The sequence below is a fragment of the Actinobacillus delphinicola genome (assembly GCF_900638385.1).
Classification (GTDB): Bacteria; Pseudomonadota; Gammaproteobacteria; order Enterobacterales; family Pasteurellaceae; genus Actinobacillus_C; species Actinobacillus_C delphinicola.
In genome coordinates, this window is record NZ_LR134510.1 from 1,448,131 (window position 1) to 1,472,237 (window position 24,107).

Annotated in this window: 26 protein-coding genes; 9 read left to right on the forward strand and 17 right to left on the reverse strand. The window is 36.9% G+C overall.

The features are described 5' to 3' along the window. Positions 1-147 precede the first annotated feature (147 nt). The 8 genes from manX (at position 148) to kdsA (ending at position 7,567) form a co-directional block, all read left to right on the forward strand. Positions 148-1,134 carry a PTS mannose transporter subunit IIAB gene (gene manX, locus EL259_RS06785; protein WP_126600185.1) on the forward strand — a complete coding sequence of 329 codons (987 nt, stop codon included), beginning with the start codon at positions 148-150 and terminating at the stop codon, positions 1,132-1,134. A gap of 18 nt (positions 1,135-1,152) precedes the next feature. Next, the gene (locus EL259_RS06790) at positions 1,153-1,953 is read left to right on the forward strand and encodes a PTS mannose/fructose/sorbose transporter subunit IIC (protein ID WP_126600186.1); all 801 of its coding nucleotides are present in this window, start codon (positions 1,153-1,155) and stop codon (positions 1,951-1,953) included. Positions 1,954-1,965: 12 nt separating this feature from the next. Then, a complete protein-coding gene (locus tag EL259_RS06795; protein ID WP_126600188.1) occupies positions 1,966-2,802 on the forward strand; it encodes a PTS mannose transporter subunit IID in 837 nt (278 codons plus the stop codon). A gap of 61 nt (positions 2,803-2,863) precedes the next feature. After that, positions 2,864-3,316, forward strand: a complete 453-nt coding sequence (locus EL259_RS06800) for a DUF986 family protein (RefSeq protein WP_126600190.1) — start codon at positions 2,864-2,866, stop codon at positions 3,314-3,316. Positions 3,317-3,346: 30 nt separating this feature from the next. Further along, complete coding sequence (manA, locus tag EL259_RS06805) at positions 3,347-4,546, forward strand: mannose-6-phosphate isomerase, class I (RefSeq protein ID WP_126600905.1); 1,200 nt, start codon at positions 3,347-3,349, stop codon at positions 4,544-4,546. Between the two features lie 177 nt (positions 4,547-4,723). Next, a complete protein-coding gene (prfA, locus tag EL259_RS06810; RefSeq protein ID WP_126600192.1) occupies positions 4,724-5,806 on the forward strand; it encodes a peptide chain release factor 1 in 1,083 nt (360 codons plus the stop codon). 3 nt (positions 5,807-5,809) lie between these two features. Then, positions 5,810-6,697, forward strand: coding sequence for a peptide chain release factor N(5)-glutamine methyltransferase (gene prmC, locus EL259_RS06815; protein ID WP_126600194.1), 888 nt, complete (start codon positions 5,810-5,812; stop codon positions 6,695-6,697). Positions 6,698-6,715: 18 nt separating this feature from the next. Then, complete coding sequence (gene kdsA, locus EL259_RS06820; protein ID WP_126600196.1) at positions 6,716-7,567, forward strand: 3-deoxy-8-phosphooctulonate synthase; 852 nt, start codon at positions 6,716-6,718, stop codon at positions 7,565-7,567. Between the two features lie 46 nt (positions 7,568-7,613). On the opposite strand, the gene EL259_RS06825 is transcribed toward kdsA, so the two are convergent. The 17 genes from EL259_RS06825 to ribA form a co-directional block, all read right to left on the reverse strand. Beyond that, positions 7,614-9,152, reverse strand: coding sequence for a hypothetical protein (locus EL259_RS06825; RefSeq protein ID WP_126600198.1), 1,539 nt, complete (start codon positions 9,150-9,152; stop codon positions 7,614-7,616). A 96-nt stretch (positions 9,153-9,248) separates the two neighbouring features. Further along, positions 9,249-9,584 carry a hypothetical protein gene (locus tag EL259_RS06830; RefSeq protein ID WP_126600200.1) on the reverse strand — a complete coding sequence of 112 codons (336 nt, stop codon included), beginning with the start codon at positions 9,582-9,584 and terminating at the stop codon, positions 9,249-9,251. A 177-nt stretch (positions 9,585-9,761) separates the two neighbouring features. Further along, the gene (locus EL259_RS06835) at positions 9,762-11,462 is read right to left on the reverse strand and encodes a TadE/TadG family type IV pilus assembly protein (protein WP_126600202.1); all 1,701 of its coding nucleotides are present in this window, start codon (positions 11,460-11,462) and stop codon (positions 9,762-9,764) included. Positions 11,463-11,483: 21 nt separating this feature from the next. Then, on the reverse strand, positions 11,484-12,152 hold the full coding sequence (gene tadF / locus EL259_RS06840; RefSeq protein WP_126600205.1) for a tight adherence pilus pseudopilin TadF: 669 nt from the start codon (positions 12,150-12,152) through the stop codon (positions 11,484-11,486). Next, positions 12,149-12,751: a TadE/TadG family type IV pilus assembly protein gene (locus EL259_RS06845; RefSeq protein ID WP_126600207.1), complete on the reverse strand. Its 603-nt coding sequence runs from the start codon at positions 12,749-12,751 to the stop codon at positions 12,149-12,151. Before EL259_RS06845 ends, tadF begins: the two co-directional genes overlap by 4 nt. Positions 12,752-12,777: 26 nt before the next feature. Continuing rightward, the gene (locus EL259_RS06850; RefSeq protein WP_126600209.1) at positions 12,778-13,590 is read right to left on the reverse strand and encodes a tetratricopeptide repeat protein; all 813 of its coding nucleotides are present in this window, start codon (positions 13,588-13,590) and stop codon (positions 12,778-12,780) included. Between the two features lie 27 nt (positions 13,591-13,617). Next, the gene (locus EL259_RS06855; protein ID WP_232019029.1) at positions 13,618-14,481 is read right to left on the reverse strand and encodes a type II secretion system F family protein; all 864 of its coding nucleotides are present in this window, start codon (positions 14,479-14,481) and stop codon (positions 13,618-13,620) included. Positions 14,482-14,488: 7 nt separating this feature from the next. After that, the gene (locus EL259_RS06860) at positions 14,489-15,376 is read right to left on the reverse strand and encodes a type II secretion system F family protein (RefSeq protein WP_232019030.1); all 888 of its coding nucleotides are present in this window, start codon (positions 15,374-15,376) and stop codon (positions 14,489-14,491) included. Further along, positions 15,373-16,656, reverse strand: a complete 1,284-nt coding sequence (locus tag EL259_RS06865; protein ID WP_126600211.1) for a CpaF family protein — start codon at positions 16,654-16,656, stop codon at positions 15,373-15,375. The genes EL259_RS06860 and EL259_RS06865 overlap by 4 nt, the downstream gene beginning before the upstream one ends. Continuing rightward, positions 16,656-17,774 (reverse strand): pilus assembly protein, encoded by a 1,119-nt coding sequence (locus EL259_RS06870; protein ID WP_126600213.1) that lies wholly within the window; start codon positions 17,772-17,774, stop codon positions 16,656-16,658. Before EL259_RS06870 ends, EL259_RS06865 begins: the two co-directional genes overlap by 1 nt. A gap of 57 nt (positions 17,775-17,831) precedes the next feature. Further along, positions 17,832-18,284 (reverse strand): hypothetical protein, encoded by a 453-nt coding sequence (locus tag EL259_RS06875; RefSeq protein WP_126600215.1) that lies wholly within the window; start codon positions 18,282-18,284, stop codon positions 17,832-17,834. Beyond that, positions 18,281-19,627: a type II and III secretion system protein family protein gene (locus EL259_RS06880; RefSeq protein ID WP_126600217.1), complete on the reverse strand. Its 1,347-nt coding sequence runs from the start codon at positions 19,625-19,627 to the stop codon at positions 18,281-18,283. The genes EL259_RS06875 and EL259_RS06880 overlap by 4 nt, the downstream gene beginning before the upstream one ends. Positions 19,628-19,634: 7 nt before the next feature. Then, positions 19,635-20,441, reverse strand: coding sequence for a hypothetical protein (locus EL259_RS06885; RefSeq protein ID WP_126600219.1), 807 nt, complete (start codon positions 20,439-20,441; stop codon positions 19,635-19,637). 26 nt (positions 20,442-20,467) lie between these two features. Beyond that, positions 20,468-20,902, reverse strand: a complete 435-nt coding sequence (locus EL259_RS06890) for an A24 family peptidase (protein WP_126600221.1) — start codon at positions 20,900-20,902, stop codon at positions 20,468-20,470. 159 nt (positions 20,903-21,061) lie between these two features. Then, positions 21,062-21,604 carry a hypothetical protein gene (locus EL259_RS06895; RefSeq protein ID WP_126600223.1) on the reverse strand — a complete coding sequence of 181 codons (543 nt, stop codon included), beginning with the start codon at positions 21,602-21,604 and terminating at the stop codon, positions 21,062-21,064. Positions 21,605-21,717: 113 nt separating this feature from the next. Then, positions 21,718-21,975: a Flp family type IVb pilin gene (locus EL259_RS06900; protein WP_126600225.1), complete on the reverse strand. Its 258-nt coding sequence runs from the start codon at positions 21,973-21,975 to the stop codon at positions 21,718-21,720. A gap of 662 nt (positions 21,976-22,637) precedes the next feature. Continuing rightward, entirely contained in the window at positions 22,638-23,297 is a 660-nt protein-coding gene (gene ribA, locus EL259_RS06905) for a GTP cyclohydrolase II (RefSeq protein WP_126600227.1), read from the reverse strand. Between the two features lie 86 nt (positions 23,298-23,383). Between ribA and EL259_RS06910 the strand changes: the two genes are divergently transcribed. Continuing rightward, positions 23,384-24,103 carry a phosphatase PAP2 family protein gene (locus tag EL259_RS06910; protein ID WP_126600229.1) on the forward strand — a complete coding sequence of 240 codons (720 nt, stop codon included), beginning with the start codon at positions 23,384-23,386 and terminating at the stop codon, positions 24,101-24,103. Positions 24,104-24,107: the final 4 nt, after the last annotated feature.

Genomic DNA, 24,107 nt, shown 5'->3' on the forward strand with positions numbered 1-24,107 from the left:
TTTCATATAATGTAGCCACTTTTTTGAATATGTTTTGTAGAAAGTTCAGTTCAAAAGAGTCATTTACCTACTTTTATAGCACGTACTTTTAGGGTGTAGATTTTATAAGACGTCGCTTTCGATTGATTAAATATGTAAGGAGACGAAATGAGTATAGGTATTTTAATTGCCACTCATGGTAGAGCCGCAGAACAATTATTGAAAACTACCGAAATGCTAATCGGGGAGCAAGATGATGTGGCAACAATTGATTTCGTGCCTGGTGAGAATGCTGAAACCATCATGACGAAATATCAAGAAAAAATTCAAGGCGATTTATCGCATTGTGATCATTTTCTTTTCCTCGTTGATACCTGGGGCGGCAGTCCATTTAATGCAGCAAATCGTGTTGCAGAAGGCAAAGATAATATGGATGTCGTGACTGGCGTAAATGTGCCAATGCTAGTTGAAACTTTTATGGCTCGTGATGATGGTCCAAGTTTAGATGAATTAGTTGAAGTTGCACTAGAAACGGGTCGAATGGGCGTACGAGCATTGAAGCATGTTGAAGTAGAAGCTGAAAAAGAAGAAGTACAACCAGCAGCGAAACCAGTTGAACCTGTTCAAGTAAATGCAGTGCCAACAAATAAAGAGGGTCATCTTGTTGTCGGTTTAGCGCGTATTGATGATCGCTTAATTCATGGTCAGGTTGCAACACGTTGGACAAAAGAAAGCCAAGTTAAACGTATCGTTGTTGTAAATGATGATGTTGCAAAAGATCAAGTGCGTTCTACCATGTTAAAAAGTGTAGCGCCTCCAGGTGTAACCGCTCATGTCGTGGGCGTTGAAAAGATGATCCGTGTTTGGAACAATCCAGAGTATGCGGGTGAACGTATGATGTTGTTATTCACAAACCCAACTGATGTACTAACTTTATTAGAAGCGGGAGTAAAAATGCCATCTATTAACATTGGTGGTATGGCGTACCGTGAAGGTAAGAAGATGATTACAAGTGCAGTATCTGTTGATGATAAAGATATTGCGGCTTTCGAAGCCATTAATGATATGGGCGTAGAACTTGATGTTCGGAAAGTATCAAATGATAGTCGTCAATATATGATGGATCTTCTTAAGAAAAATAATCTTATTGCATAACTACTGAAGGAATAAACTATGGAAATTTCAACTCTACAAATCATACTGGTATTCCTAGTTTCCTGTTTAGCAGGTATGGGATCTATCTTAGATGAATGGCAGTTTCACCGTCCATTAATCGCATGTACCTTAATTGGTCTTGTTCTTGGTGATATGAAAACCGGGATTATCGTTGGGGGGTCATTAGAACTTCTCGCTCTCGGTTGGATGAATATCGGGGCAGCGCTTGCACCAGACGCAGCGTTAGCATCTGTTATCTCAACAATCCTTGTTATCGTAGGTAAACAAGATATCGCAACAGGTATCGCGTTGGCGATTCCACTAGCTGCAGCAGGTCAAGTATTAACTTATGTTGTTCGTGCAATTACCGTTGGTTTCCAACACGCAGCTGACCGTTCAATCCGTGATGGTAATTTATCTTGGTTAAGCTGGGTTCACTGTACCGCATTATTACTACAAGCAATGCGTATCGCAATCCCAGCACTTTTAGTCGCAATGACAGCAGGAACAGATACTGTTCACCAAATGCTTGCAGCTATCCCACCAGTTGTGACAAATGGTCTTAAAATCGGTGGTGGTATCATTGCGGTAGTAGGTTATGCAATGGTTATCAACATGATGCGTGCAGGTCACTTAATGCCATTCTTCTATGCTGGCTTTGTGATTGCAGCATTCACAAACTTCAACCTTGTAGCACTTGGTGTACTTGGTGCGGTAATGGCATATCTTTATATCCAACTCAGCCCAAAATACAACAAATCTCAACAAACCGTTCAAGTTGTTTCACCAACTAACGATCTTGATAACCGATTAGATTAAAGGATATAAGCTATGACTACTGAAATGAAAAAAGTAACACAAAGTGACCTTAATAAAGTGGTAATTCGCTCAAACCTTTTCCAAGGTTCTTGGAACTTTGAACGTATGCAAGCGTTAGGTTGGGCATTCTCAATGGTTCCTGTAATTAAACGTTTGTATCCAGATCCAAATTCACAAGAACGTAAGGATGCGATTAAACGTCACTTAGAATTTTTTAATACTCAACCATTTATGGCAGCACCAGTACTTGGTGTAACCATTGCGATGGAAGAAGAACGTGCTAACGGTAAAGAAATCGATGATGCAGCAATTAATGGTATCAAAGTCGGTCTTATGGGGCCATTAGCTGGTGTGGGTGACCCGATTTTCTGGGGGACAGCACGTCCAGTATTTGCAGCGCTTGGCGCAGGGCTTGCGATCACGGGTAGTATTCTTGGACCACTTCTTTTCTTCATCTTATTTAACGCATTGCGTTTAGCAACTCGTTATTATGGTGTAACTTACGGTTATCACAAAGGGTTAAACGTTGTACAAGATATGTCAGGCGGTTTATTACAAAAATTAACTGAAGGGGCATCTATCTTGGGGTTATTTATCATGGGGGCATTAGTTCAAAAATGGACCTCAATTAATGTTCCAGTGGTAGTATCCACCATCACCCGCCAAGACGGTACCGTACAAGTAACAACAGTGCAAAACGTACTAGATAGCTTAATGCCAGGTCTTTTAGCATTAGTTTGTACTTTTGCATGTATGTGGTTATTACGCCACCGTGTCAATGCACTTTGGATTATTATCGGTATCTTTGTTATCGGTATTATCGGTGCGGCGACAGGCACACTCGCATAATTATAAATAACAAGAAAAGCCCCCTGGATTGGGGGCTCATTTATTTTAGAAAAGGGGTTATATGGTAAATTTTTTGTTAATACTCGGGATTAGTATTTTCTTTCTTTACGCGATTTATGATCAATTCGGTACCAATAAGTTAAAAGGAAAAACGGTTTTAAGCGTACGTCTTAAACGTCGCACCCGACTAGATAGCATTATTTTCGTTATTATTATTGGTGTCATTCTTTATCAACAACGTCTTCAAATTTCAACTACCACCATATTCTTACTCTTATTCATGGTGTTATTGAGTTTCTATGTTGCTTTTTTACGCTATCCACAGTTACTTTTCAAAAAAACAGGATGCTATTTAGATAATATTTTTATAGATTATAAGAAAATCAAACAAGTGAATTTAAGCGAAAATAATATTGTGGTCATTGATTTAACGAATGGCAAACAATTTTTAGCACCGCTTAATGATCCAGAAGATAAAAATAAAATTTTCCAATTATTGGGTGGAAAAGCTTAGAAAAGGATAAAACCGATGGAAAACGAAAATATGCAAAAAATTTATTTACTACAAGGTGGCATGCAACATTACGCGTGGGGCGGAGCGGAGTATCTACCTGCACTCTTAAAGCAAGTTTCACAACCCGATATGACCTATGCAGAATGGTGGTTGGGGACGCATTCTGCTTTGCCATCCACTGTTATGGTGAATGGTAAAGCACAACCTTTAGCCGAATTTATTGCAGAAAACCCGCAGGTTTTAGGCAAAAAAAGCCGTGCGAAATTCGGCGATGAATTGCCTTTTTTACTAAAAATACTTGACGTAGCAAAACCGCTTTCCATTCAACTTCATCCAACGAAAACTCAAGCAGAGCAAGGTTTTATTTTAGAAAATCAGCAAGGCATCGATCCAAAAGCAAGTAATCGTACTTATAAAGATGCCAACCATAAACCTGAAATGATGGTGGCGCTTTCTGATTTTTGGCTGTTACATGGTTTTCGTCATAAAGCCGATATTATTGCTGAATTAAAACGACACACCTCATTACGAGGACTGGCAGAAAAATTAGAAACACAAAATTTACATGATTTTTATGCTGATATCATGCAAGCCGATCAAGCGCAACTTGCAGACTGGCTATTACCGATTATCCATGGACAGAAACAAGCTTTCATTGAGGGTAAACTTTCATTAGAAAACCCAGATTATTGGGTGCTTTATACAATGCAAGCGATGGATATCGCAGAAGATAAATTAGATGCAGGCTTATTGTGTTTTTATATTTTTAATTTAGTGCATTTGCAAAAAGGTGAAGGGATTTTCCAGGCTGCTGGTATTCCGCATGCGTATTTGCGTGGACAAAATATTGAGCTGATGGCAACCTCAGATAATGTTATTCGAGGTGGCTTAACGCCTAAGTATGTCAATATTCCTGCACTTTTAGAAATTGTCGATACGCAGGAAATTACGCCAAATATTTTGCCGATAGCACAGACTCAATATCATACTTTTGAAAATTTTGTGGATGATTTTACGCTTACTGAAGTGAATTTAGTCCAGAATGAACATATAAAATGTATCAGTGAGAGTGCCGAAATCCTATTAGTCATGACTGGTGAACTGGAAATCCAAGGAGAAACCGAAAACTACTGTTTATCGCAAGGACAGTCAGTATTTATTTGTACCGATAGTGCTTATACGCTACGAGCAAATCAAACCAGTAATGCCGTGATTGCCAAATTACCTTAATCACTCACAACAAACGCCATCTGATTGGCGTTTGTTATTTTAGGAAAACATACTTGCAATGTTGAATAATTAACATAATTTTTTCCGAAAATGCGGGCGTTAGCTATGCCTTAAAATCAAATTCTGTTAAAGTAGTGCAATTTTGCAGTTATAAACGTTAAATTCAAAAGGATAACGATGAAACCTTCCATTATTAGCAAATTAGAGAGTTTAAAAGAGCGTCATGAAGAGCTTGAAGCGCTGCTTGGTGATGCGTCTATTATCAGTGATCAAGATAAATTCCGTGCATACTCTAAAGAATACGCACAGCTTGAAGACGTTGTGAAATGTTTTGGGCGCTGGACACAATTACAAGATGATCTTGAAGGCGCAAAAATGTTGCTTGAAGATCCATCAATGAAAGAAATGGCGGAAGAAGAAATTACCGCATGTGAAGAAGAATTAGTTGAAATCGAACAACAATTACAAATCCTACTTTTACCAAAAGATCCGAATGATGAATACAATGCATATTTAGAAATCCGTGCAGGAACGGGTGGTGATGAAGCGGGTATCTTCGCAGGTGACCTCTTCCGTATGTACAGCCGTTATGCAGAAAGTAAACGTTGGCGCGTAGAAATGCTTAGCGCAAATGAAAGTGAACAAGGCGGATTTAAAGAAGTTATCGTAAAAATTAGCGGTGAAAACGTTTACGGACAGCTTAAATTCGAATCAGGTGGTCACCGTGTACAACGTGTACCAAAAACTGAATCTCAAGGACGTATTCACACTTCTGCGTGTACCGTTGCGGTGATGCCAGAGTTACCAGAAAGCGAATTACCAGAAATTAATCCGTCTGATTTACGTATTGATACTTATCGTTCTTCAGGTGCGGGTGGTCAGCACGTTAATACCACTGATTCTGCAGTACGTATTACCCATATTCCAACGGGTATCGTGGTAGAGTGTCAAGACGAACGTTCACAACACAAAAACAAAGCGAAAGCGATGTCTGTGTTAGCTTCTCGTATCGTCCAAGCAGAACAAGAAAAACAAGCGCAAGAACAAGCGGATACTCGCCGTAACTTACTCGGATCAGGTGACCGTAGTGATAAAATCCGTACTTATAACTATCCGCAAGGTCGTGTTACCGATCACCGTATCAACTTAACCCTTTACCGTTTAGATGAAATTATGAATGGTAAAATTGATGAATTGATCCAACCGATTATTACTGAATATCAAGCGGATCAATTAGCTGCTTTGTCAGAAATGGCATAACGGATGACGAAAAATACATATCAAACTTGGCTTGATACGGCAATCGCTGCATTGAGCCAAAGTGGAGATAGTGAGGCAAAAATTGATGCTTTTTGCCTACTTTCTTTTGTGACAGGTAAAAATCGTGCCAGTCTTGTTGCGTTTGGTGAAAGAGAATTAACTGACTTAGAAGTCACGCAATTAGATAACTTGTTAGCACGCCGCTTAACAGGTGAGCCATTAGCTTATATTTTAGGAGAACGTGCCTTTTGGTCGCTTGATTTAGCAGTTGCTCCGTCAACCCTTATTCCTCGAGCCGATACAGAAGTGTTGGTTGAAAAAGCATTAGCGCTTGCCGAGCAAAAAATAGCACAAGGGCAATTAAGCCTAGCAATTTTAGATCTTGGAACAGGCACGGGTGCGATTGCCCTAGCTTTAGCGAAAGAGCTTTATCCGCAATGCCAGAAAAAAGGCATCCACCTTTCGGTAATGGGTGTAGATTTTCAAGCAGATGCGGTTGATCTGGCAAAAGGGAATGCCGAGCGAAATGGCTTAGCGGATTATGTAGAATTTAAGCGAAGTGATTGGTTTAAAGCAGTGGAGGGGCAGTTTGATATTATTGTCAGCAATCCACCTTATATTGATGAACGAGATCCGCATTTAACCCAAGGTGATGTACGCTTTGAACCCAAAACGGCATTAGTCGCAGCGAATGAAGGTTATGCAGATTTATTCCATTTAATTGATCATTCCCCGAAATTTTTAAAAGCGGAAGGGTGGTTATTGATGGAGCATGGCTTTGAACAGGCACGCAAAGTACAAGAATATTTTGCACAACGATCATGGCAACAGATCGAAACGATCCGTGATTATGCAGGTTTGGATCGTGTAACATTGGCCCAGATTATTTGATAAAACAAGGATATTGAGATGAAAGATAAAAGTATTTTTTTAGCTGACATTGAAATCAATAACCAAAAACCATTTGTGTTATTTGGTGGGATGAATGTGTTGGAAAGCCGTGATATGGCAATGAAAGTTTGTGAAAAATACGTAGAAGTCACGCAAAAATTAGGCGTACCTTACGTTTTTAAAGCATCTTTTGATAAAGCAAACCGTTCATCTGTCCATTCTTATCGTGGACCGGGTATGGAAGAAGGCTTAAAAATCTTCCAAGAACTTAAAGATCAATTTGGCGTAAAAATCATTACCGATGTTCATGAAGTTTACCAATGCCAACCTGTAGCAGAAGTGGTAGATGTTTTACAATTACCTGCATTCCTTGCACGCCAAACAGACTTAGTGAAAGCAATGGCAGAAACTGGCGCTGTTATCAACGTAAAAAAACCACAATTTTTAAGCCCAGGTCAAATGGGAAATATCGTTGAAAAATTTGAAGAATGCGGTAATAACAAAGTCATGCTTTGTGATCGTGGTACGAACTTTGGATACGATAACCTTGTAGTAGATATGCTAGGCTTTAATGTTATGCGCAATGTATCTAACGGTTGCCCAATTATCTTTGATGTAACGCATTCACTACAATGCCGTGACCCATTTGGGGCAGCATCAAGTGGTCGTCGTGCGCAAGTGGCTGAATTAGCTCGTGCAGGTATGGCAGTCGGAATTGCAGGGTTATTCTTAGAAGCGCATCCAGATCCAAACAATGCACGTTGCGATGGTCCATCCGCATTAGCACTTGATAAACTCGAACCTTTCATTGCACAAATGAAAGCGATAGATGATCTCGTGAAAAACTTTGCACCTCTTGAAACTGCGTAAGGTGAGTAATAAAAAAGAAAATGGGTGACAATTCACCCATTTTTTATTAGTCGTTATTAATACTATCTCCCACTTCTTCCACATTTTGCTGAGTGGAGCTAGATTTAGTCACGATATTTTGTAAATCTTGTAAAATTTTACTCGCATTACTCGCCATAAAGTAATTCTTTTTACCAACGCATTTATACCAGCCATTCCTATCTCGTTCGACAAGTTGTGGATCATCGGTATAACTAAAGGCGATAAAATAAATATCCGCTTTTTGCGTAGTTCCTTCATCCAGACGCTTACGAATATGATCACAAAGTCCCGCATTATTTAAATCTGCCGTGAGAGAAGACTGTGCGTCCACACCGTCCGATAAAATTGCAATAATGCGTTTTACATTTTTGTTCTTTTGCGGATGGTAAAACATCTCGTTAGTCGCAATAATTAATCCTGAAGATGCAAGCGTATTTCCGCCAGCTTGAACTTGATGTAAGTTCGCATCGAGAATTTTTATATCTTTTGCCGTGTACCAGAAATTTGGATAATTAGGTAATTTAAAAAAAGCATTACTGGTTTCGGGTTCGCTTGGGATACCTGTGAGCGGATCTCCAGTAAAATGCTCGATCATTGAAAAAGTCTTACCAAAATTTACATGCGGTGTATCCATGTAATCGTAATCAGAACCATAATAAGGTGAATTGTAAACGTATGGGAAGATGTAATTATCATCCCCGATTTGTTTAGTAGCACCGCTGAATCCTACCAATGCGAGGCGATGTTGGGCATTAGGGTTGGCAAAAAACTGTTTGGATAATTGGCGAATAATTTGTTTTACATCATAAATTTTTGAGGAAACAGAATCACTCCAACCACAACTTTGGTCTGCACTAAATGTTTTGCTAATAGGATCGTAAGGGTAGTAGCATTCCCACTTAGGATCTTGATAGCTTTCACCTGCTGGTGGATTTGTCATTGAAGTCGATAAATCTAGAACCAAGATCATATCCACGGCAAGCGGTGATTGTTTAGTTGTTGTGGTCGTTGAAGTTGATTTTGTTTTTTCAACAGTAATTGTGCCACCAACAGGTTCAGTTTGATTAAAGGAAAGTCCAATATTTTTTTGATAACCTTTCCCGTAGTAGAGCCATGAATTACGATCAAAATATCCTTTTATCTGGCATTTTGTCGCTTTATCATTTGTAGTTTCATGACAATGATATTGATAATGATCGGTAATTCTATGATTAATCTCTGCGGTATCAGGTAAATAATAGCTGCGTGTAATTTGGCTTAACATCGCTTGGTTACGTTGCTTGATTCGCTCTGCCTGATTGAGATGAGAATTGAGATCAGCATGGTCTTTGTCTTTGCGATAGCTATTATTTTCAGCCATCACAAAGAGCCCCGCCTCTTCTAAGCCTTGAGTGAAACGTGTTTTATCTTCCATTATTCCACTGCCATCCACAATAATTGCAATAAAGCCAATAATAATGACGGTTAATAAAACCATTAAAATACCGTACACACCTTGAGTATTACGTCTAAAACGAGTGATAGCACGACTAAGCAGATAAAAATAACTTGAGTATTTTTGCATAAAATTTTGAGAAAATTGAGGCGTAATTAAAAAGCCGCGTACTATAACTTACTTTTAACAATAATTAATTAACCTTAATGAGTGAAAATTTTGTTTTTACCATAAAGGAAAAGGGTTAAGGGAGTGTGAGAGGTAATTTTTACGGATGATTAATGGAGTATTTAGCGATGGGATAAGAATATTGGCGTGAGGATTAGGATTTTTTTCAAGCAGAATAAGTGTTTTGTTTTCAATAGGATTTTTGAGATGACATCCACCATGGGCAAGTGCACAAGTGTCAAGAAACATGACGATAGAACTAAGTAGAAAAACAATTAGCAAAGTCGTAATGATACCATACGCGCCACGAGGACTGGTTGCAAAATCAAACCAAGTGATTATAAGACTTCGAATGCTAAAATTTTCCCTTTTATCTATCATAATATTTTCCATACAGAGCAGCGATATTGAATATCGGAGTATGATAACCTATTTTGAGTAGTATTGGTTAATAAATATTGCTCAATTATAGAGATATCATACCTCTTTTGATATATATTAAGATTTGTTTTATTTTTAATCGTGTTGAGTTACCCCCATAATTTTTTGTGAAAATGGGGGCGTGATGAATTAATTTAGATTTTTGCTGTAGCCGACTTCTTGCGTTGGGCTACCTTTGCGAGGGGAAACTTGGCTTGCTGTTTCAAATGCATTAATAAGATCTTGGGCTTTTAGTGCCGTGATAAAGTTATCGCCTATGCACTTTTTCCAAAGTGTTTTATTTTGTGTATATTGATAATTACCAAATTGGATAAAATACATTTTAGTTTTTGTATTCATACCACGATCTAAACGCTTACGGATTTCCTTACAAAAGCCATTGTCAAAAAGTTGAGCCGTAATATTCACCCCAAGCCCAGTATCTGTGCCATCTGACATGATAATCATAATCCGCTGGACATTCTTTTTATTCGATCGATGTTTAAAATTATAGAGCATTTGGTTAGCACCAACCATAATACCCGCTGAACTCATAGTACTGTATCCTGGATATTGGAAATTAATATACTTTATAAGTAAATCTCGATCGGTAGCATTGGAATTAAACCAAAATTTATTATACAAGGTTGCTGGATTGTTTGAGGGATAAGGTAACTGTTGTGTATAACTATCACAAGTTTTACATATATTAGTAATTAGTGAACCATCAAGGCGATGAATTAAATCTTTAGTTTGCTCGACGTCTAAGTAATGAGCCGCATCTATACCTAAAGGGTAATTTAGTGGATCAATTTTATACCAATCTTCTGGATCTGATTTATAAGTATCATCAATTCGTTTTTGAATTAATTCAAAATACTTTTGTTGAATAATAAAGGGAATAACTAACTTTGATGTACCTCGTTCAAATGCGCCATTCTGAAATACGGTAATACCTAGCCTGTTATTGGTGTTATCTTTTAAAAGGACTTGACTGAGTTGATAAAGCGCTCTATCTAATAGATCTACTTTACAGTTAGTGCAAAACATATTACGTCCGAGTAAATAACGTTGTTCATTATCATCAGATGTACAAATACTAGGATTTAATGAAGTTGACTTATAAAAAGCAATTCTACTCTTAAAATATTCAAAACATCGTGGCGAATGATAATCTCCATTTAATGGTTCATACATACTTGCAGAGCCATCCACAACCACAACAACGTCTAAATCCATTTTTTTAGGTTGTGGTTTTATTTCCTCATTCTCTATCGGTTTTGCAAAATCTAATTCATTACCAACAGGTTCTGTTGTATTAAAGGTTAAACCTATGTGACGTTGATAATCTTTACCGTAGTAGAGCCATGAAGTGCGCTCAAAATAGCCACCGATCTTACAATTTATTCCACTTTGCTCGACCGAATATTTGCAATCATAATGGTAACGATCTAGTACCTTGCCATCATGGGTTTTAAGTGTCGGAGAAAAGATATCTTTATTGGCAATGCGCTGTGCATTTTCAGGTAAATAATATGTTCGAGTGATGCCTCTTAATAGTGCTTGGTTACGTTCAGCAATTTTGTATTGTTCATTGTAATTTTGCGCATTCAATTCAGTATGGTTCTTATCTTTGCGGAATTGATCATCTTCTGCGGTAATAAAAAGCCCAGCCTGTTCAAGCCCTTCGGTAAAACGGACTTTATCTTGTAACCAACCTGTGCCATCAACAATAATGGCAATAAAACCAATTAGAAAAAAAGTGAGTAGTACCATCATTATGGCATAAGCACCATTCTCTTGTGTTATAAAAGTGTTTAGTTTTTTCTTTAACCCTAAAAGTAAGTCCATTTTAATTTTTCCTCAAAAATATCATCGACCCACTGCGATTGAACTTGATCTGAGAATTTTTCTATCACCCCCTGAGTGCGTAATTGCAGCAAAAAGGCTGTAGCTTGGAATACAAAGTGTGACTTGATACAACGGAAGTTTTCGATGATTGTTAATTTCAGAGATAGGCGCGAGTTTGCGTAATGTCAGGATATTTGTGGTGGGAACACAATCTCTATTCATCAATTCATTATCTTTGAAATTGGTGACGACCCAATGATTCTCAATGGCAAATGACCCTTTTTCTAAGGGTTTAAATTCAAGATCATCGAGGCGGATATAAATGCGGCGATTTCCTTTGGGCATTGTAGTACCATAAAACATTTTATTTGCTAGACCTTCAAATGTTTGAATGAGGCTGGCACAATCATGGCTAGTGATACTGGAATTAGGTGCCTCGCACATATTTTCTGAACTCGCTTGAATGGCAGATGAATATTCTTTGCCATCGGCGGTATTAAATAATTGACGGCGCTCACGCAGAATGTTGACGAGTGAATAGGAAACATTATCCAATTTCCCCATCTGTAAGCGGAACATACTGAGGTCAAACATAAAAATTAATAATAGGCACATAACAATGATGGCAAAGACAAATTCAATGGTCACCGAACCTTGTTGATTTTTAACAAAACGAGAAGATGAAATCATAGGTTTGGACTCTCTTGAAATTGGCTACGTTCATGTTCTTGTACAACGAAAAATTGACGCTGAAAAATCTGTTTTAAAAAGCGATTAATATAAGATGCAAAAGGCATTTGTGCATTTAAATAAGAAAAATGTAAGCTTACTTCATAATAAGCGATCGCCGCATTTTTATAGCATGGTGTTTTGCTATTTGTCGCATTGCAAGTTTCATTGCCAATATGATTGAAGTTGGTGGTAACATCTTTGGCAAGTTGTTGATAAGAATGAATAAAATAAATATTTACTAAAATATCATTCGGCGTGATATGGATAGGGATAAAAGAGAGCCAGCCTTGATGAGCAATGCTTTCATAGCGTTGTTGTAAACGTAATTGTAAACTATGCTGATAACTATATGGTGATTGTGTAGATTGAATGGTGAAGTCATTCTTGGTTTCACGGATAGACTCAGCGACTGCAAGATCCCAATAAGCGGACGCAAGCGTAATGCGCCCGACTTCAAAGATGAGAAAAAGCACGCCAATAAAAAAGCCAATCGTGAGGGTAAATTCAATAGAAGAAATTCCTCGTTGTTGGTTAAGGAATTGCTTGAATTTATTCATGTTCCCAGTCCCTTATTCTAATTTGCTTAATTTTGAGCAGAACGCATATTTTTTACCGAAAATCGGGGCGTGGCTTTTAAAGCTGAAATAAGCGAGTCTGGGAATGAGCTAAGTTGATTGTTTTGAATGATATTTTTCGCATCTTCAATTTTTCCTGCCTTAACTAATGCAAAAACAAGATTATGCATAAGCACTTTATCACGCACACCATTGAGATATTCTGGCATGAGCAAACGTACCGCATTTTGATAATCCCCTTGTACAAGGCTTAGCATTCCTAAATTATTAATGGCGACAAGATCGTTAAGGTAATGCCCACGCGCACTAATAAAATCAATATATGCTTTCGCAGGTTTACCTAATTGGCTATAAGCGATAGCACGATTATTATAGGCATCTGCATTTTTAGGATAGAGATTAATTAACTGACTTGCGACTGTTAATGCCTGTGCAGGGCGTTGTAATTTAATCAATGCCTTTGTTTCTAAAAGTAGTGCCTGTTCCATATAATTTTTATTGTTTAGAAGTGGAGCAAGGTAAGTGAGTGCTGAGTTGTAGTCTTTTGCTGCAAAATAGGTTTGCGCAAGTCTATACGTTAACGCAGGATTGGTTTCATCACGTTGATCTTCTTCTGATAAACGGGCACGATAAAGCTCTATTAGCGCTTGGTAATTTTTCGTGGATTGGTAGAATTTTTCTCGATCAGCGAAAACCGTAGGGTTATTAATATTTAAATTACTTTGGGTTGCATCATTATAGCTAGAATGACTGGAGCATGCACTTACAAGTGTGATAAGGCCTGCAAGGAATAACGGTTTAAGATGTTTTTTATTTAACATGGAAATAACCTATCGAAATCAGTGGGGCTACATAAATTCAGGCAAAATGCGCATTGCGCCTGGTGCGAGAATAAGGATAACAATTGGGAACATAATAAAAACAATGAGTGGCAATGACATTTTTGCTGATAACATTCCCATTTTTTCTTCTAAGCGAAGAAGTTGCATTTCTCGGATATCTGCAGAGAGATGAATAAGTTGTTCATAAACAGAAGAACCGAAATGTAAACTTTGCTGTAAAACTGTACAAAACAATCGGATCTCTTTAGATGGCAGAGCGAGTGATAACTCGGATAGGGCTTGGGTTAAACTAGTGATTTCTGCTCGTTGCATCACACGCAGCATAATAAAGCTTAAATCTGAATTAAGCCCTTTGAAATCTTCACCTACACGGACTAATGATTGGTTAATCGTCATCCCTGTTTGGACACACACAGCGACTAGATCAATAAAACCTGGTAACTCTTCTAAAAGTAATTTAATTTTTTTATTAAGAATTTGCGAAATGAGGATATTTGGCAAAATCACCACGGCCATATAGACGATAAAAAACGTTAGACTTGTGAAATAAAAATCTAATGGCGGTAGCACAATAAAAATCATTAAGAAAATGGCAACGGTTAATGCAAGTTTTATACGAATATTCTTATCTAATTTTGCTAAGAATACGAGCGTAGGGCTATGACGAATGAGCAATAATTCAAGTTCCATTTGCTCTTTCGTTTTTTTCGATTTTTTATTACGTGCTTTCTTCTCTTTAGGAAAGGGCATACCATTGATAGCGAGTTCAGTATGAATAATTTTACTACGTTGCACCAATCCCATGATAAGGAGTGCAGTTGCCGTAGTAAAAAGCAATAAACAGAGTAGATACCAATAAATTTGAACCATAAAATGCCTATTTTTTCATTAACCAGTAAATAATACCCATACCGAATGTTTCCGAAGCGATCACATAGTAGAGAACCCACAAACCCGTTGGATTGTGCGTGATAAATTCAAAATTTTCTGGTAAGACGAATTTCATAAAAATAAAGAAAACTAGAGGGAAACTTGCCACAATGATAGAAGACACTCGTGCTTCAGCGGTCATTGTTTGCTTTTTTTGCTCCATTTTTTGACTATCGGTGATAATGCGACCTAAGCGTGTGATGATATCGCGCATTTGTCCGCCTTTTTCCATATTCAAACGAATGATAGTGGCAAAATAGTAAAACTCACGGAATGGCCAACTGTCATAACTCTCTTGAAAAACGGTTGTAACATTTTCACCAAAAGCGAGGCGGCGATGAATAATTTTAAATTCATCACCGAGTGGACCTTGTACATCCAAGCTACAGCGCTCTAGTGCTTGTAATAAACCAGCACCAGCAGAAGTCGCACTGTTAAGTACTTGAATGATTTCAGGAAAACTTGCCTCAAAAATTTTCCGAGTCCGACGCTCACCCCATTGCCAAACTCCAAACACAGTGACGAAAAAAAATAAAGGAATGAAAAAACTTTCGTCAATGTTTAAGTAAAGATGGTTGACTATAAGGGATAGTGCAAAAATGAAAACGACATAGAAAATGTTTTTGCGCATGTTTTTAGGATTTCTATCGGTAAAATAGAATTTCCATTGTTGCCACATTTCCTTTAAACGCAATTTGATAAATTGCGCATTAAATTTTGTTTCTTCATATTGATTAGGATCGATTCTATTTTTCTTATAGTTAAATTCCTTAAAGGTGAATAAGAATAAAATAGAACCGAAAAATAAAAGGGCATAGTAAAAGATCCAAATCATTGTAAATTGCCCCCGAAGATACTATTAAGCTCAGGTAGGAGATTAAAAATACGTGCCTGTTTCGCAACAGTTGAAGATGATAACAATCCGTGATTCTTAAAAGTTCCCACAATTTTACCGTTACTGTCACGGTGACTTGCAATTTCATAGCTAAAGATATCTTGCAAAACGATATTGCCAGATTCCATTCCCATAACTTCGGTAATGTTAGTAATTTTACGTGAGCCATCATTGAGGCGTGAGGCTTGAACAAGAATATGCACCGCAGAACTCACATGGCGGCGAATCGCCTCTAAAGGGAGTTTTGCGTTAGACATCATCACCATACTTTCAAGGCGAGATAGTGCATCACGAGGACTATTGGCATGCAGTGTTGACATTGAACCATCATGCCCTGTATTCATAGCTTGGAGCATTTGGAACGCTTCAGCACCACGACATTCTCCGATAATAATCCGTTCAGGACGCATTCGTAAGGCATTGATAACGAGATCTTGCATACTCACTTCACCTGTATGTTCAACACTGGGTGGGCGAGTTTCTAAGCGTACAACATGAGGCTGATTAAGCTTTAATTCTGCCGTATCTTCAAGTGTGATTACACGTTCTGTTGGGGCAATATATTGTGATAAAGCATTTAATAAGGTTGTTTTACCTGAGCCTGTACCGCCAGCAACGATAATATTGACTTGTGCACGAGCTGCAATAATGAGGAAATTAGCCATTTCTAAAGACAGCGTGCCAAGACGGCGTAGTTCTTGTAACGTTTTTTTGGTCTTACTGAATTTACGGATAGAAATTGTTGTCCCATCTAAAGCAATAGGAGGAATTACCACATTTAAGCGACTACCATCAGGTAAACGGCTATCAACTAATGGTGAGCTATCATCAATGCGTCGTCCCATTTTGGAAACAAGGCGACGAGCGATATCGTTTAATTGGTTTTCAGATAAAAAATGTTTATCTGTTTTTTCCAAAATACCTTGACGCTCCACCCAGATATTTTCAGGTCCGTTTACGAGAATATCATTAATGGTTTCATCTTCCATTAACTCACGCAATGGACCGTACCCCATTAATTCATCTGCTAATAACTCCGCCATAAAAGTAGAGTCACTTGGCGTAGTTGCTATGCGTAATCCTTGCAGGCACTCATAGATAACAGGAAGTAATAATTCAATTAATTTATCACGGTCATCTTTGAGCTTGAGGGTGTTTTCAATTTTTAAATTACTTAATACACGTTGACGTAAAAGGATCTGTTGTTCTTGGGTTAACATTATCGACCAAGTACCTTACTAATAATACTGCTGAAAGAAAGGTTATTTTTAGGTTTTACTTGACGTGAAGTAACCCCAATAATTTTCATCGCTAACTGACGGAAAATTGTTTTCTGACGTGTTGTTAACTTGATGGCAAGTACTGATTTTGCATTGTTATTCGGAATATAGGGAATAACGGCATCAATTTCATGCCCTAAAAGAGTGGCAACATCCATATTTGACATAGATCTTGCATGAGCAGGATGAATATCTGATACCACAATAAATGTACGCAATGGCTTACCGTGTGCACGATGAATTTGTTCGCAATAATTTAAAAAGCGTTTTGCATTACGCAATGAACTAACATGGCGCTCTACGATTAAAATAAAGGTACGGCATTGATGAATAAAATCCTGATATCTCACATAATCCATATGGAAAATAGGGCGATCATTCACAATATAATTATATTTAGCACGCTGAGCCTCTGATAATTCGCCAAAATGACCTGCATAAAGGTCTAAATTAGGTAAAAATTCGAGGACTTCCCCTTGTAGTTTTCTATCAAACATTAAATCCAGATCGTGAGATCCTTCTTGACTCTGCGCAAGTAGAGTAGGGACACGTTTATATTGGCTAATGTTATATGCAAGCATGGCGCTAATAAAGCTTGCGCCAATACCTCCTTTACAAGAATAAACATTAAGGCGGATCGTATTGCGGTTACACGGGATAGTAATTGTTCCCGCCAAAATACGTTCCATCATCACATTTAATTGTGAATGGCTATTGAAATAGAGAATATCAACTTCTGCTAAGCGTTGTGCTAGAGTAATAGAGTCACTTGTTCCCACAACACAGCACCAGATATTTTGAGGGACAATAGCTTTAATTTGTTCTACGATTTTATCTATATCTGTTTTGTCTGCGATATCAATGATTACACCCGTGGTGTATTTATTATCTAACGCAATATCGCAATGCTTACAATCAGCATCAATAACCTCAGTGTTTTCAAAGCTATTTACACGTAATAATTCTGTAAGTTGTGTTTGTAATTTTTTATCTCTAGAAATAATGACTACGTGATTAGCACTTTCAATAGGGGATTGTTCATCATCTAGCAATAACATGAATCCATTATCCTTTTTAAATTTATTAAGTATTAATAAATGCGCCGTTTAAATATTTTAAATTGTTGTTTGACGGCTATAGTTAATTTCGGTTGCACAAGGGAACGTGTAAGGGATATCCGTGCACTGTGGTGTTGAATTGCTCGTTGATTGTGACTCAACGAATAATGGGTAAACGCCGACTTTTACCTTGCGAAGTATGATATGTTTTTCATCTACTCCCAGTTCTAGCAATGTATTGCGAACTTTATTTGCAGATTTTTGATAACCTGCAATGTAGCTAATAAGAAAGTTTTGATTGACCACACTGCCAATGGCTAAACGTAATTGGGCAATGAGGTTTGCCATCGCTAATGTAGATTTATCTCGTAGCGCAAAATCTTGATGTTGAATGACGATTGCTGTACTTGGAGTATAACTTCTCTCATTAGGTTGCGTTGTTGAAAGCATCGCATTACCTGTCCATGGATAGGTTAAAAGAAGCAAATTAAAAACGATTTGTTTGGTCATTGAATGTAGCCTCCCTGCTGTAAAAAATCACTTGCCTGTTTGCGCTCCATTGCGCTATTTAAAGCATTGGTGTTAAAAAACAGTTCCATAATGTTTTTATCTTCAAACGCGGGATAGACAACTTTATCGGTTGCCACAGGGTGAACAAGGTTCACCGTTGCAACAACAATAAGCTCTTTATCTTCTTGTTTGTGGGTTGCTTGACGGAAAAAACTACCGATGATTGGTAGATCACCTAAGAAAGGTACTTTATCTACGCCTTGTGATTTGCGAGATTGATAGAGACCTCCGATAATAAAGCTTTCTCCATTAGCTACCTCGAAGACAGAATCGGTACTTTTCGTTGAAATTAACGGATAATCGCCCCCTCCTGGAACGATATCAGAAACTTCCTGATCTAATGCAATGCGAATACGATGGTTAGGTTGTATGCGTGCACCGACAGTTAAACGAATACCGTAGTTTTTATATGAAACATTCGGTGTATTATCCGTTCCTCGCGTCGGAATTGCAATTTCGCCACCAAGATTAATTTTAGCGGTACCACCATTTAGCATAGAAATGTTCGGTTCTGCGAGTACTTTGCCTTCATTTTCGTTATCAATCGCATGGATAAAACCACTTAACCCTTCAGCGCTGATAAAACCGATAGTTGATGTACCCGTTGCATCAAAAGCCGTATTGCTAACATGAAAACCATTAAAACCTTTGAGTAAATTTGTGCCAGCTTGTGACCAGTTAATACCAAGGCTTTGGGTCAAACTCTTGTCAACTTCAACAACAGTAAGCTTCACGTTAATTTGTGTCGTCTGCTCAACTTTTGCATCATTAATAATATTGGGATAATCGTAATGATTTAAAAATTGTAGGTTTTGAATATCGCCTACGGTGGTGGTATGAACCTGTACGGGCATACCCATTGCCTCACCAGCAAGACGTGTAATAGCTTCTACTTCGCTATCCGATTTTGCTTTACCCTCTAATACATAAGTTTGCCCTACATGAACAAGGCGTAAATCAGTATTAGGGAATTGCATTTTGATTTGATTATTTGTATGAATTAAATCGTTATAGGCACCATTAACAAAAATAGTGTCGTCCACTAAAAGCTTATCGTTTTTAGCTAAAACGTTTAGGGTTGCATTGCCATTGCTTTTACCTGTAACAATAAAGCTTCTATCCGAAATCACTTGATAGCTTGCTACAGCAGGATCCGATAAGAAAATAGTATCAATATCTTGTTTGGTCGTAATTGTTGTGCTTTTACCAGGTTTTAAATATAGCGTATGCGCACTTGCATGCCCAGCCATAATGAAACCTATTAAATAAATCAGTTTACGCATTGTTAAATTAACCTTGTAATTCACGAATCATAATGCCTCGCGAATCTACGCCCTCAGGTTTAGTAGATGGGAGGATTAAAAGTCTTGTACCATGCGGTGAAGTATAAATTCGCTCTAATTGTGATTTTTGCAAGCGCACTAATACTTCCGCAATGTCCATATAGTTATCATCTGGATTATGGTCGCCATCAATTTGGCGGTTACTTAAATAAGGATTGATTTTTAATATCAAGGCATGATCAATTAATTTTACAATATGACCAGCTAACGCTTCGTAGTGATCACCATTTAATTCTGCGTAAATATTGACGTAATCACCCGCACGTAAGTTAGAAAGCAAATATTTATCGCGTAACATAACAGGTACACTAAAAGCGACTTGTGTTACAGGATTAATGTTATAGCGAATAAAATTTTCATTATTGGGATTAATCAAATCGTTTGGGTTGATTAAACTACCTTTTGAAATATTATGTTGGAGAAACCAGCCTGTAATATCTTTATGCTGACTTAACAAAGGCGTTAAATCAAAATTTAAGATAGGAAAATCTTGAGGATTAGCCTCATTAGCAGGTACATCATAATATTTTGTTACGACATCATAATCCATTTGGTTAATAAGATGCCCCGCAGCTAAATTTCTATTAGCGCGTGCTACTTGAACCACAATATGTTCTAATGGAATCTTTGGTAGCGTAGATTGCGGTTGTTGAACGGGTTGGACTCTTTCCTCTTCATGAGGCATCATAATTAATCCTGCGATACCGACCCCAAAGATTAAAATAGAAAAAACGAATAAAACACGATAATTCATAATATCCTCATACAATTATGTAGTGTTTACATAAAGGAACGAAAAATCAGATAAAAAAAGCTGATAAAACCTAAACTAATTGCAATTCCGTACGGAAGACCTTGTTCTTTAATTGCCCGACGGAAGAATATCCACCCTACGATGACCAATCCCAACCCAAATAAACTGATAAAAAATAAGAAGTTAATAATGCCAATTGGAGGAATCGCTAACATCAAGACGGATAATAATTTCACATCACCTGCACCAATAACTCCAAGATGGAATAAACAAAATCCAGCTAGAAGCGTGATTAATGCTCCAAACCAGAAAATATGATGCCAAAGCGAAAAGCTAAAAAGCAGGGTGCAGGGTAATAAATACAACACATGCTTATTACTGATAATGCGATATTTAAGATCCGTCCAAGAAAGGCGAAATAAAATCACACAAATACCTAAAAAAACGCCAAAATCTAACATATACAAATTTACTTTAAATTATTACCTTATGAACAAAGCGACTGTTTTCCTTAACGAAGTAAAGCTTACTATCAGAGGCTTTCTTTATACTTTGCGAATGTTTATACGTTGTGTTTATTTTTTTAAACAAAACAATCACGCCCCGATTCTCGGAAAAATTTATGGTTTATGCGGTAAATCATATTTGGGGCGAATAATAAAAATATTTTGAAACCAATCTTTAACTTTATCAGCTGCATCTTTTATTTTATTTTTGGTTCGCTCATTAAAATCTTTTATTTGTTTTTTTATGTGACTTGTCACACATGACCAAAATTCTTGAAATGAGGGTTTATTCCAACATTGAAGCAATAAATCTTTTACTTGTTTATTGTTAATAAGTTTTTTTACCTTTTTTAAATGTTCAATTTTTTCTGCTTCTTGCTTGATGATTGTGCTATCAAAAAAAGGGTTTTTAGTCATACAAGGAAAATCATCTGCAGAAAATCCATCGGGTACGTGTTTTATACAAATTTCTTTTTCTGCAATAGGTTGGTAGCTTTTCCCTTGGTTCGCATTGCCACCTAACTGTGTGATTGCCACATCAGTAACATCGTTTCCTTTTCTAAGCATAAGCCCAGAAAGTCCATCTTTATTGATAAGGTAAATTGCAATAAAAATGGTAAATACAATCGCAAGCATTGCATATTCAATACTCGTCACTCCTTGGCGATTGCTTAGAAAAGAATTTATCTTCATCCTATTATTTGATGTAAAAAGCCCATCAAGTGATGAGCTTTAAGTTGATATATCTCAAATTATTAAATTATATGGGGTTAATGGGTAACTGTCTTACTACCTTGTGCGTCCTGAGCAGTATTTGTCGCATCACCTAATTTTTGATCGAACTTGACACTTTGGATGGTAGTGTTCAATGATTCGATTTTACCTTCCATTGTCGGAACGATATTTTTGTAGAATGCAAAAATAATGAAAGCTGCCATGATGATCGCAATAAGACCGTATTCAATTGCCGTTACACCAGATTGGTCTTTTTTAAATGCACGGATCGCTTTGCGTAAGATATTAAACATAAAATCTCCATAAAAGAGTTAATTATAAATTTTAGAATTATTAATATTTTGTTACATATTGGTTAATAAATATACCAATAATTGTAATGGAGGCGTAGAATAGCGATCTCATTATTAATAGACAATAGGCTATAAAATAAAATACCTAATAATAATTATTAAAATCCATTAAAATACCCCAACTAAGCTATATAAAAAAACATCATTTAATCATGATTAAGTATTTGTAATTGTATGAAATTTAATATTTTTTATAAAAATCACTGATTTTATCAGTAACTTTCTTGAGGCAGATTTATTTAAAAAGTGAATAATTTAATCATAAAAATTGTAATTTTGTATATAGCGAAAAAATAGTAATAAATTAGATAAAAAATAGTAATAACAAGAGTAAAAATTAATCTTATTGTTAATAAAATGTTAAAATAAATAAAAAATAGTACAGAAAAAAGAATGATTTTTATTTAAAAATGTGAGTTTTGGGCGCATTTTTTTGTATAAAAATCATACTTACAAAAATCATAAAATATCGTGAAGGGTATGAACGCCTAGATTAAAGTAGGCATTTGTAGAAAAATGTTGTGGAAAAATGAGAGAAAGAAGAAAAATCACGCCCTAAAAATCATAAAAATTTATGAAAATTGAGGCGTGATTTATTTAAATTATGCATTTTTAGATGTTGGGACTTCTTCAGCACAATAAGGACATTCTAATTGGTGTTGTTCACCATTGTGTACGATAAAGTGCCCCATTTTTTTCGCTTTGGTGTCTAAGTATTTGGTATTGTAGCGATTTTCTCCAACATTAAGCGGAACACGCTCAACTACATTAATGCCTGCGTCTTTCATGGTTTCGATTTTTTGTGGATTATTCGTTAACAAACGCACTTCTTTTACACCGAGGAGATTAAAAATATCTGCGCATACGGTAAAATCACGTTCATCTGCAGCAAAACCTAATGCCAGATTCGCTTCAATCGTATCCATTCCCTGATCTTGAAGGGCATATGCGCGAATCTTGTTGATTAAGCCGATGCCACGACCTTCTTCACGATGATAGATAAGCACCCCACGCCCTTCTTGATTAATCTGCTTCAATGCCGTTTGTAATTGGAAACCACAATCACATTTTAAACTATGTAAGGCATCCCCTGTAAGGCATTCAGAATGGATACGTGCCAGAACAGGTTCACCATTGCTAATATCGCCCATAACGAGTGCGACGTGTTCTTTTTTAGTGCTTGGACTTTCAAATCCTACAATGCGAAAAATACCAAACTCAGTAGGGAGTTTTGCTTCGCTAATAAGTTGAATATCTGACATTAATTATAAGTTCCTATGTTTTTTTTTAGAGGGGTGCTAGAATACACCGCTTTTTGCAATTATAAACCAAAATAAAGGAAATTTATATGTTAAAAAGATTATCAATGTATGCAGCTTTACTTTTTCTAGTACCGTTAATAGTTTTAGTAAGTGGCTGGCATTGGCATGAAACACAGGATTATGGAATGATCTCTCACTTGTTGTATTGGGTGACGGAAACAGCAAGTAAGCCTTATTTTATTATTACGTCCATTTTATTTGCAGCCTTTTATTTTTTTGCAATTAAAGATAAAAAAACAGCAATTAAAGTCATCGTGATTATGGCTATTAGCCTTATTGTTGCACTTGGTATGAAAATTGAGGCGAAAAAAGCAGTACAAGAAACTCGTCCATTTATGAGCCAAGTGTTAAAAGGTGTGCCGAATCCAGAAACTTTCTATTCATTGAAAAAATCTGTGCGTGCAGTTGAAGTAAAAGAATATTACAAACAATATGCACCGAATGTACCTCAATGGTTAGTAAATCATCGTAGCCATGAAACCAGTTTCTCTTTCCCATCAGGACATAGTACTTTTGTAACTGGTTGGGTGTTATTAGCAGTTGGTTTCTCCCTATTACTTGGTAATAGCAAGGCATTACGTTATTTTGCTAACTTCTTGACTGTATGGGCTATTTTAGTTTTAGTTAGCCGTGTACAACTTGGTATGCATTATCCATGGGACGAAATGGGTGCTATCGTAATGACATGGATTTGGATGCTTATTGTTTTCTTCTTTGTACAAAAGAAAAAATGGATCCAACAATAATTTA

Coding starts and splice junctions, on each gene's coding strand:
- kdsA (WP_126600196.1), top strand. CDS start 6,716: ATGAAAGATAAAAGTATTTTTTTAGCTGACATTGAAATCAATAACCAA.
- EL259_RS06795 (WP_126600188.1), top strand. CDS start 1,966: ATGACTACTGAAATGAAAAAAGTAACACAAAGTGACCTTAATAAAGTG.
- EL259_RS06855 (WP_232019029.1), bottom strand. CDS start 14,481: ATGGTTCAAATTTATTGGTATCTACTCTGTTTATTGCTTTTTACTACG.
- manA (WP_126600905.1), top strand. CDS start 3,347: ATGCAAAAAATTTATTTACTACAAGGTGGCATGCAACATTACGCGTGG.
- EL259_RS06865 (WP_126600211.1), bottom strand. CDS start 16,656: ATGTTAACCCAAGAACAACAGATCCTTTTACGTCAACGTGTATTAAGT.
- EL259_RS06830 (WP_126600200.1), bottom strand. CDS start 9,584: ATGGAAAATATTATGATAGATAAAAGGGAAAATTTTAGCATTCGAAGT.
- prmC (WP_126600194.1), top strand. CDS start 5,810: ATGACGAAAAATACATATCAAACTTGGCTTGATACGGCAATCGCTGCA.
- EL259_RS06790 (WP_126600186.1), top strand. CDS start 1,153: ATGGAAATTTCAACTCTACAAATCATACTGGTATTCCTAGTTTCCTGT.
- EL259_RS06910 (WP_126600229.1), top strand. CDS start 23,384: ATGTTAAAAAGATTATCAATGTATGCAGCTTTACTTTTTCTAGTACCG.
- EL259_RS06880 (WP_126600217.1), bottom strand. CDS start 19,627: ATGCGTAAACTGATTTATTTAATAGGTTTCATTATGGCTGGGCATGCA.
- EL259_RS06875 (WP_126600215.1), bottom strand. CDS start 18,284: ATGACCAAACAAATCGTTTTTAATTTGCTTCTTTTAACCTATCCATGG.
- EL259_RS06800 (WP_126600190.1), top strand. CDS start 2,864: ATGGTAAATTTTTTGTTAATACTCGGGATTAGTATTTTCTTTCTTTAC.
- manX (WP_126600185.1), top strand. CDS start 148: ATGAGTATAGGTATTTTAATTGCCACTCATGGTAGAGCCGCAGAACAA.
- tadF (WP_126600205.1), bottom strand. CDS start 12,152: ATGATTTCATCTTCTCGTTTTGTTAAAAATCAACAAGGTTCGGTGACC.
- ribA (WP_126600227.1), bottom strand. CDS start 23,297: ATGTCAGATATTCAACTTATTAGCGAAGCAAAACTCCCTACTGAGTTT.
- EL259_RS06870 (WP_126600213.1), bottom strand. CDS start 17,774: ATGTTATTGCTAGATGATGAACAATCCCCTATTGAAAGTGCTAATCAC.
- EL259_RS06885 (WP_126600219.1), bottom strand. CDS start 20,441: ATGAATTATCGTGTTTTATTCGTTTTTTCTATTTTAATCTTTGGGGTC.
- prfA (WP_126600192.1), top strand. CDS start 4,724: ATGAAACCTTCCATTATTAGCAAATTAGAGAGTTTAAAAGAGCGTCAT.
- EL259_RS06860 (WP_232019030.1), bottom strand. CDS start 15,376: ATGATTTGGATCTTTTACTATGCCCTTTTATTTTTCGGTTCTATTTTA.
- EL259_RS06890 (WP_126600221.1), bottom strand. CDS start 20,902: ATGTTAGATTTTGGCGTTTTTTTAGGTATTTGTGTGATTTTATTTCGC.
- EL259_RS06900 (WP_126600225.1), bottom strand. CDS start 21,975: ATGTTTAATATCTTACGCAAAGCGATCCGTGCATTTAAAAAAGACCAA.
- EL259_RS06825 (WP_126600198.1), bottom strand. CDS start 9,152: ATGCAAAAATACTCAAGTTATTTTTATCTGCTTAGTCGTGCTATCACT.
- EL259_RS06845 (WP_126600207.1), bottom strand. CDS start 12,751: ATGAATAAATTCAAGCAATTCCTTAACCAACAACGAGGAATTTCTTCT.
- EL259_RS06850 (WP_126600209.1), bottom strand. CDS start 13,590: ATGTTAAATAAAAAACATCTTAAACCGTTATTCCTTGCAGGCCTTATC.
- EL259_RS06835 (WP_126600202.1), bottom strand. CDS start 11,462: ATGGACTTACTTTTAGGGTTAAAGAAAAAACTAAACACTTTTATAACA.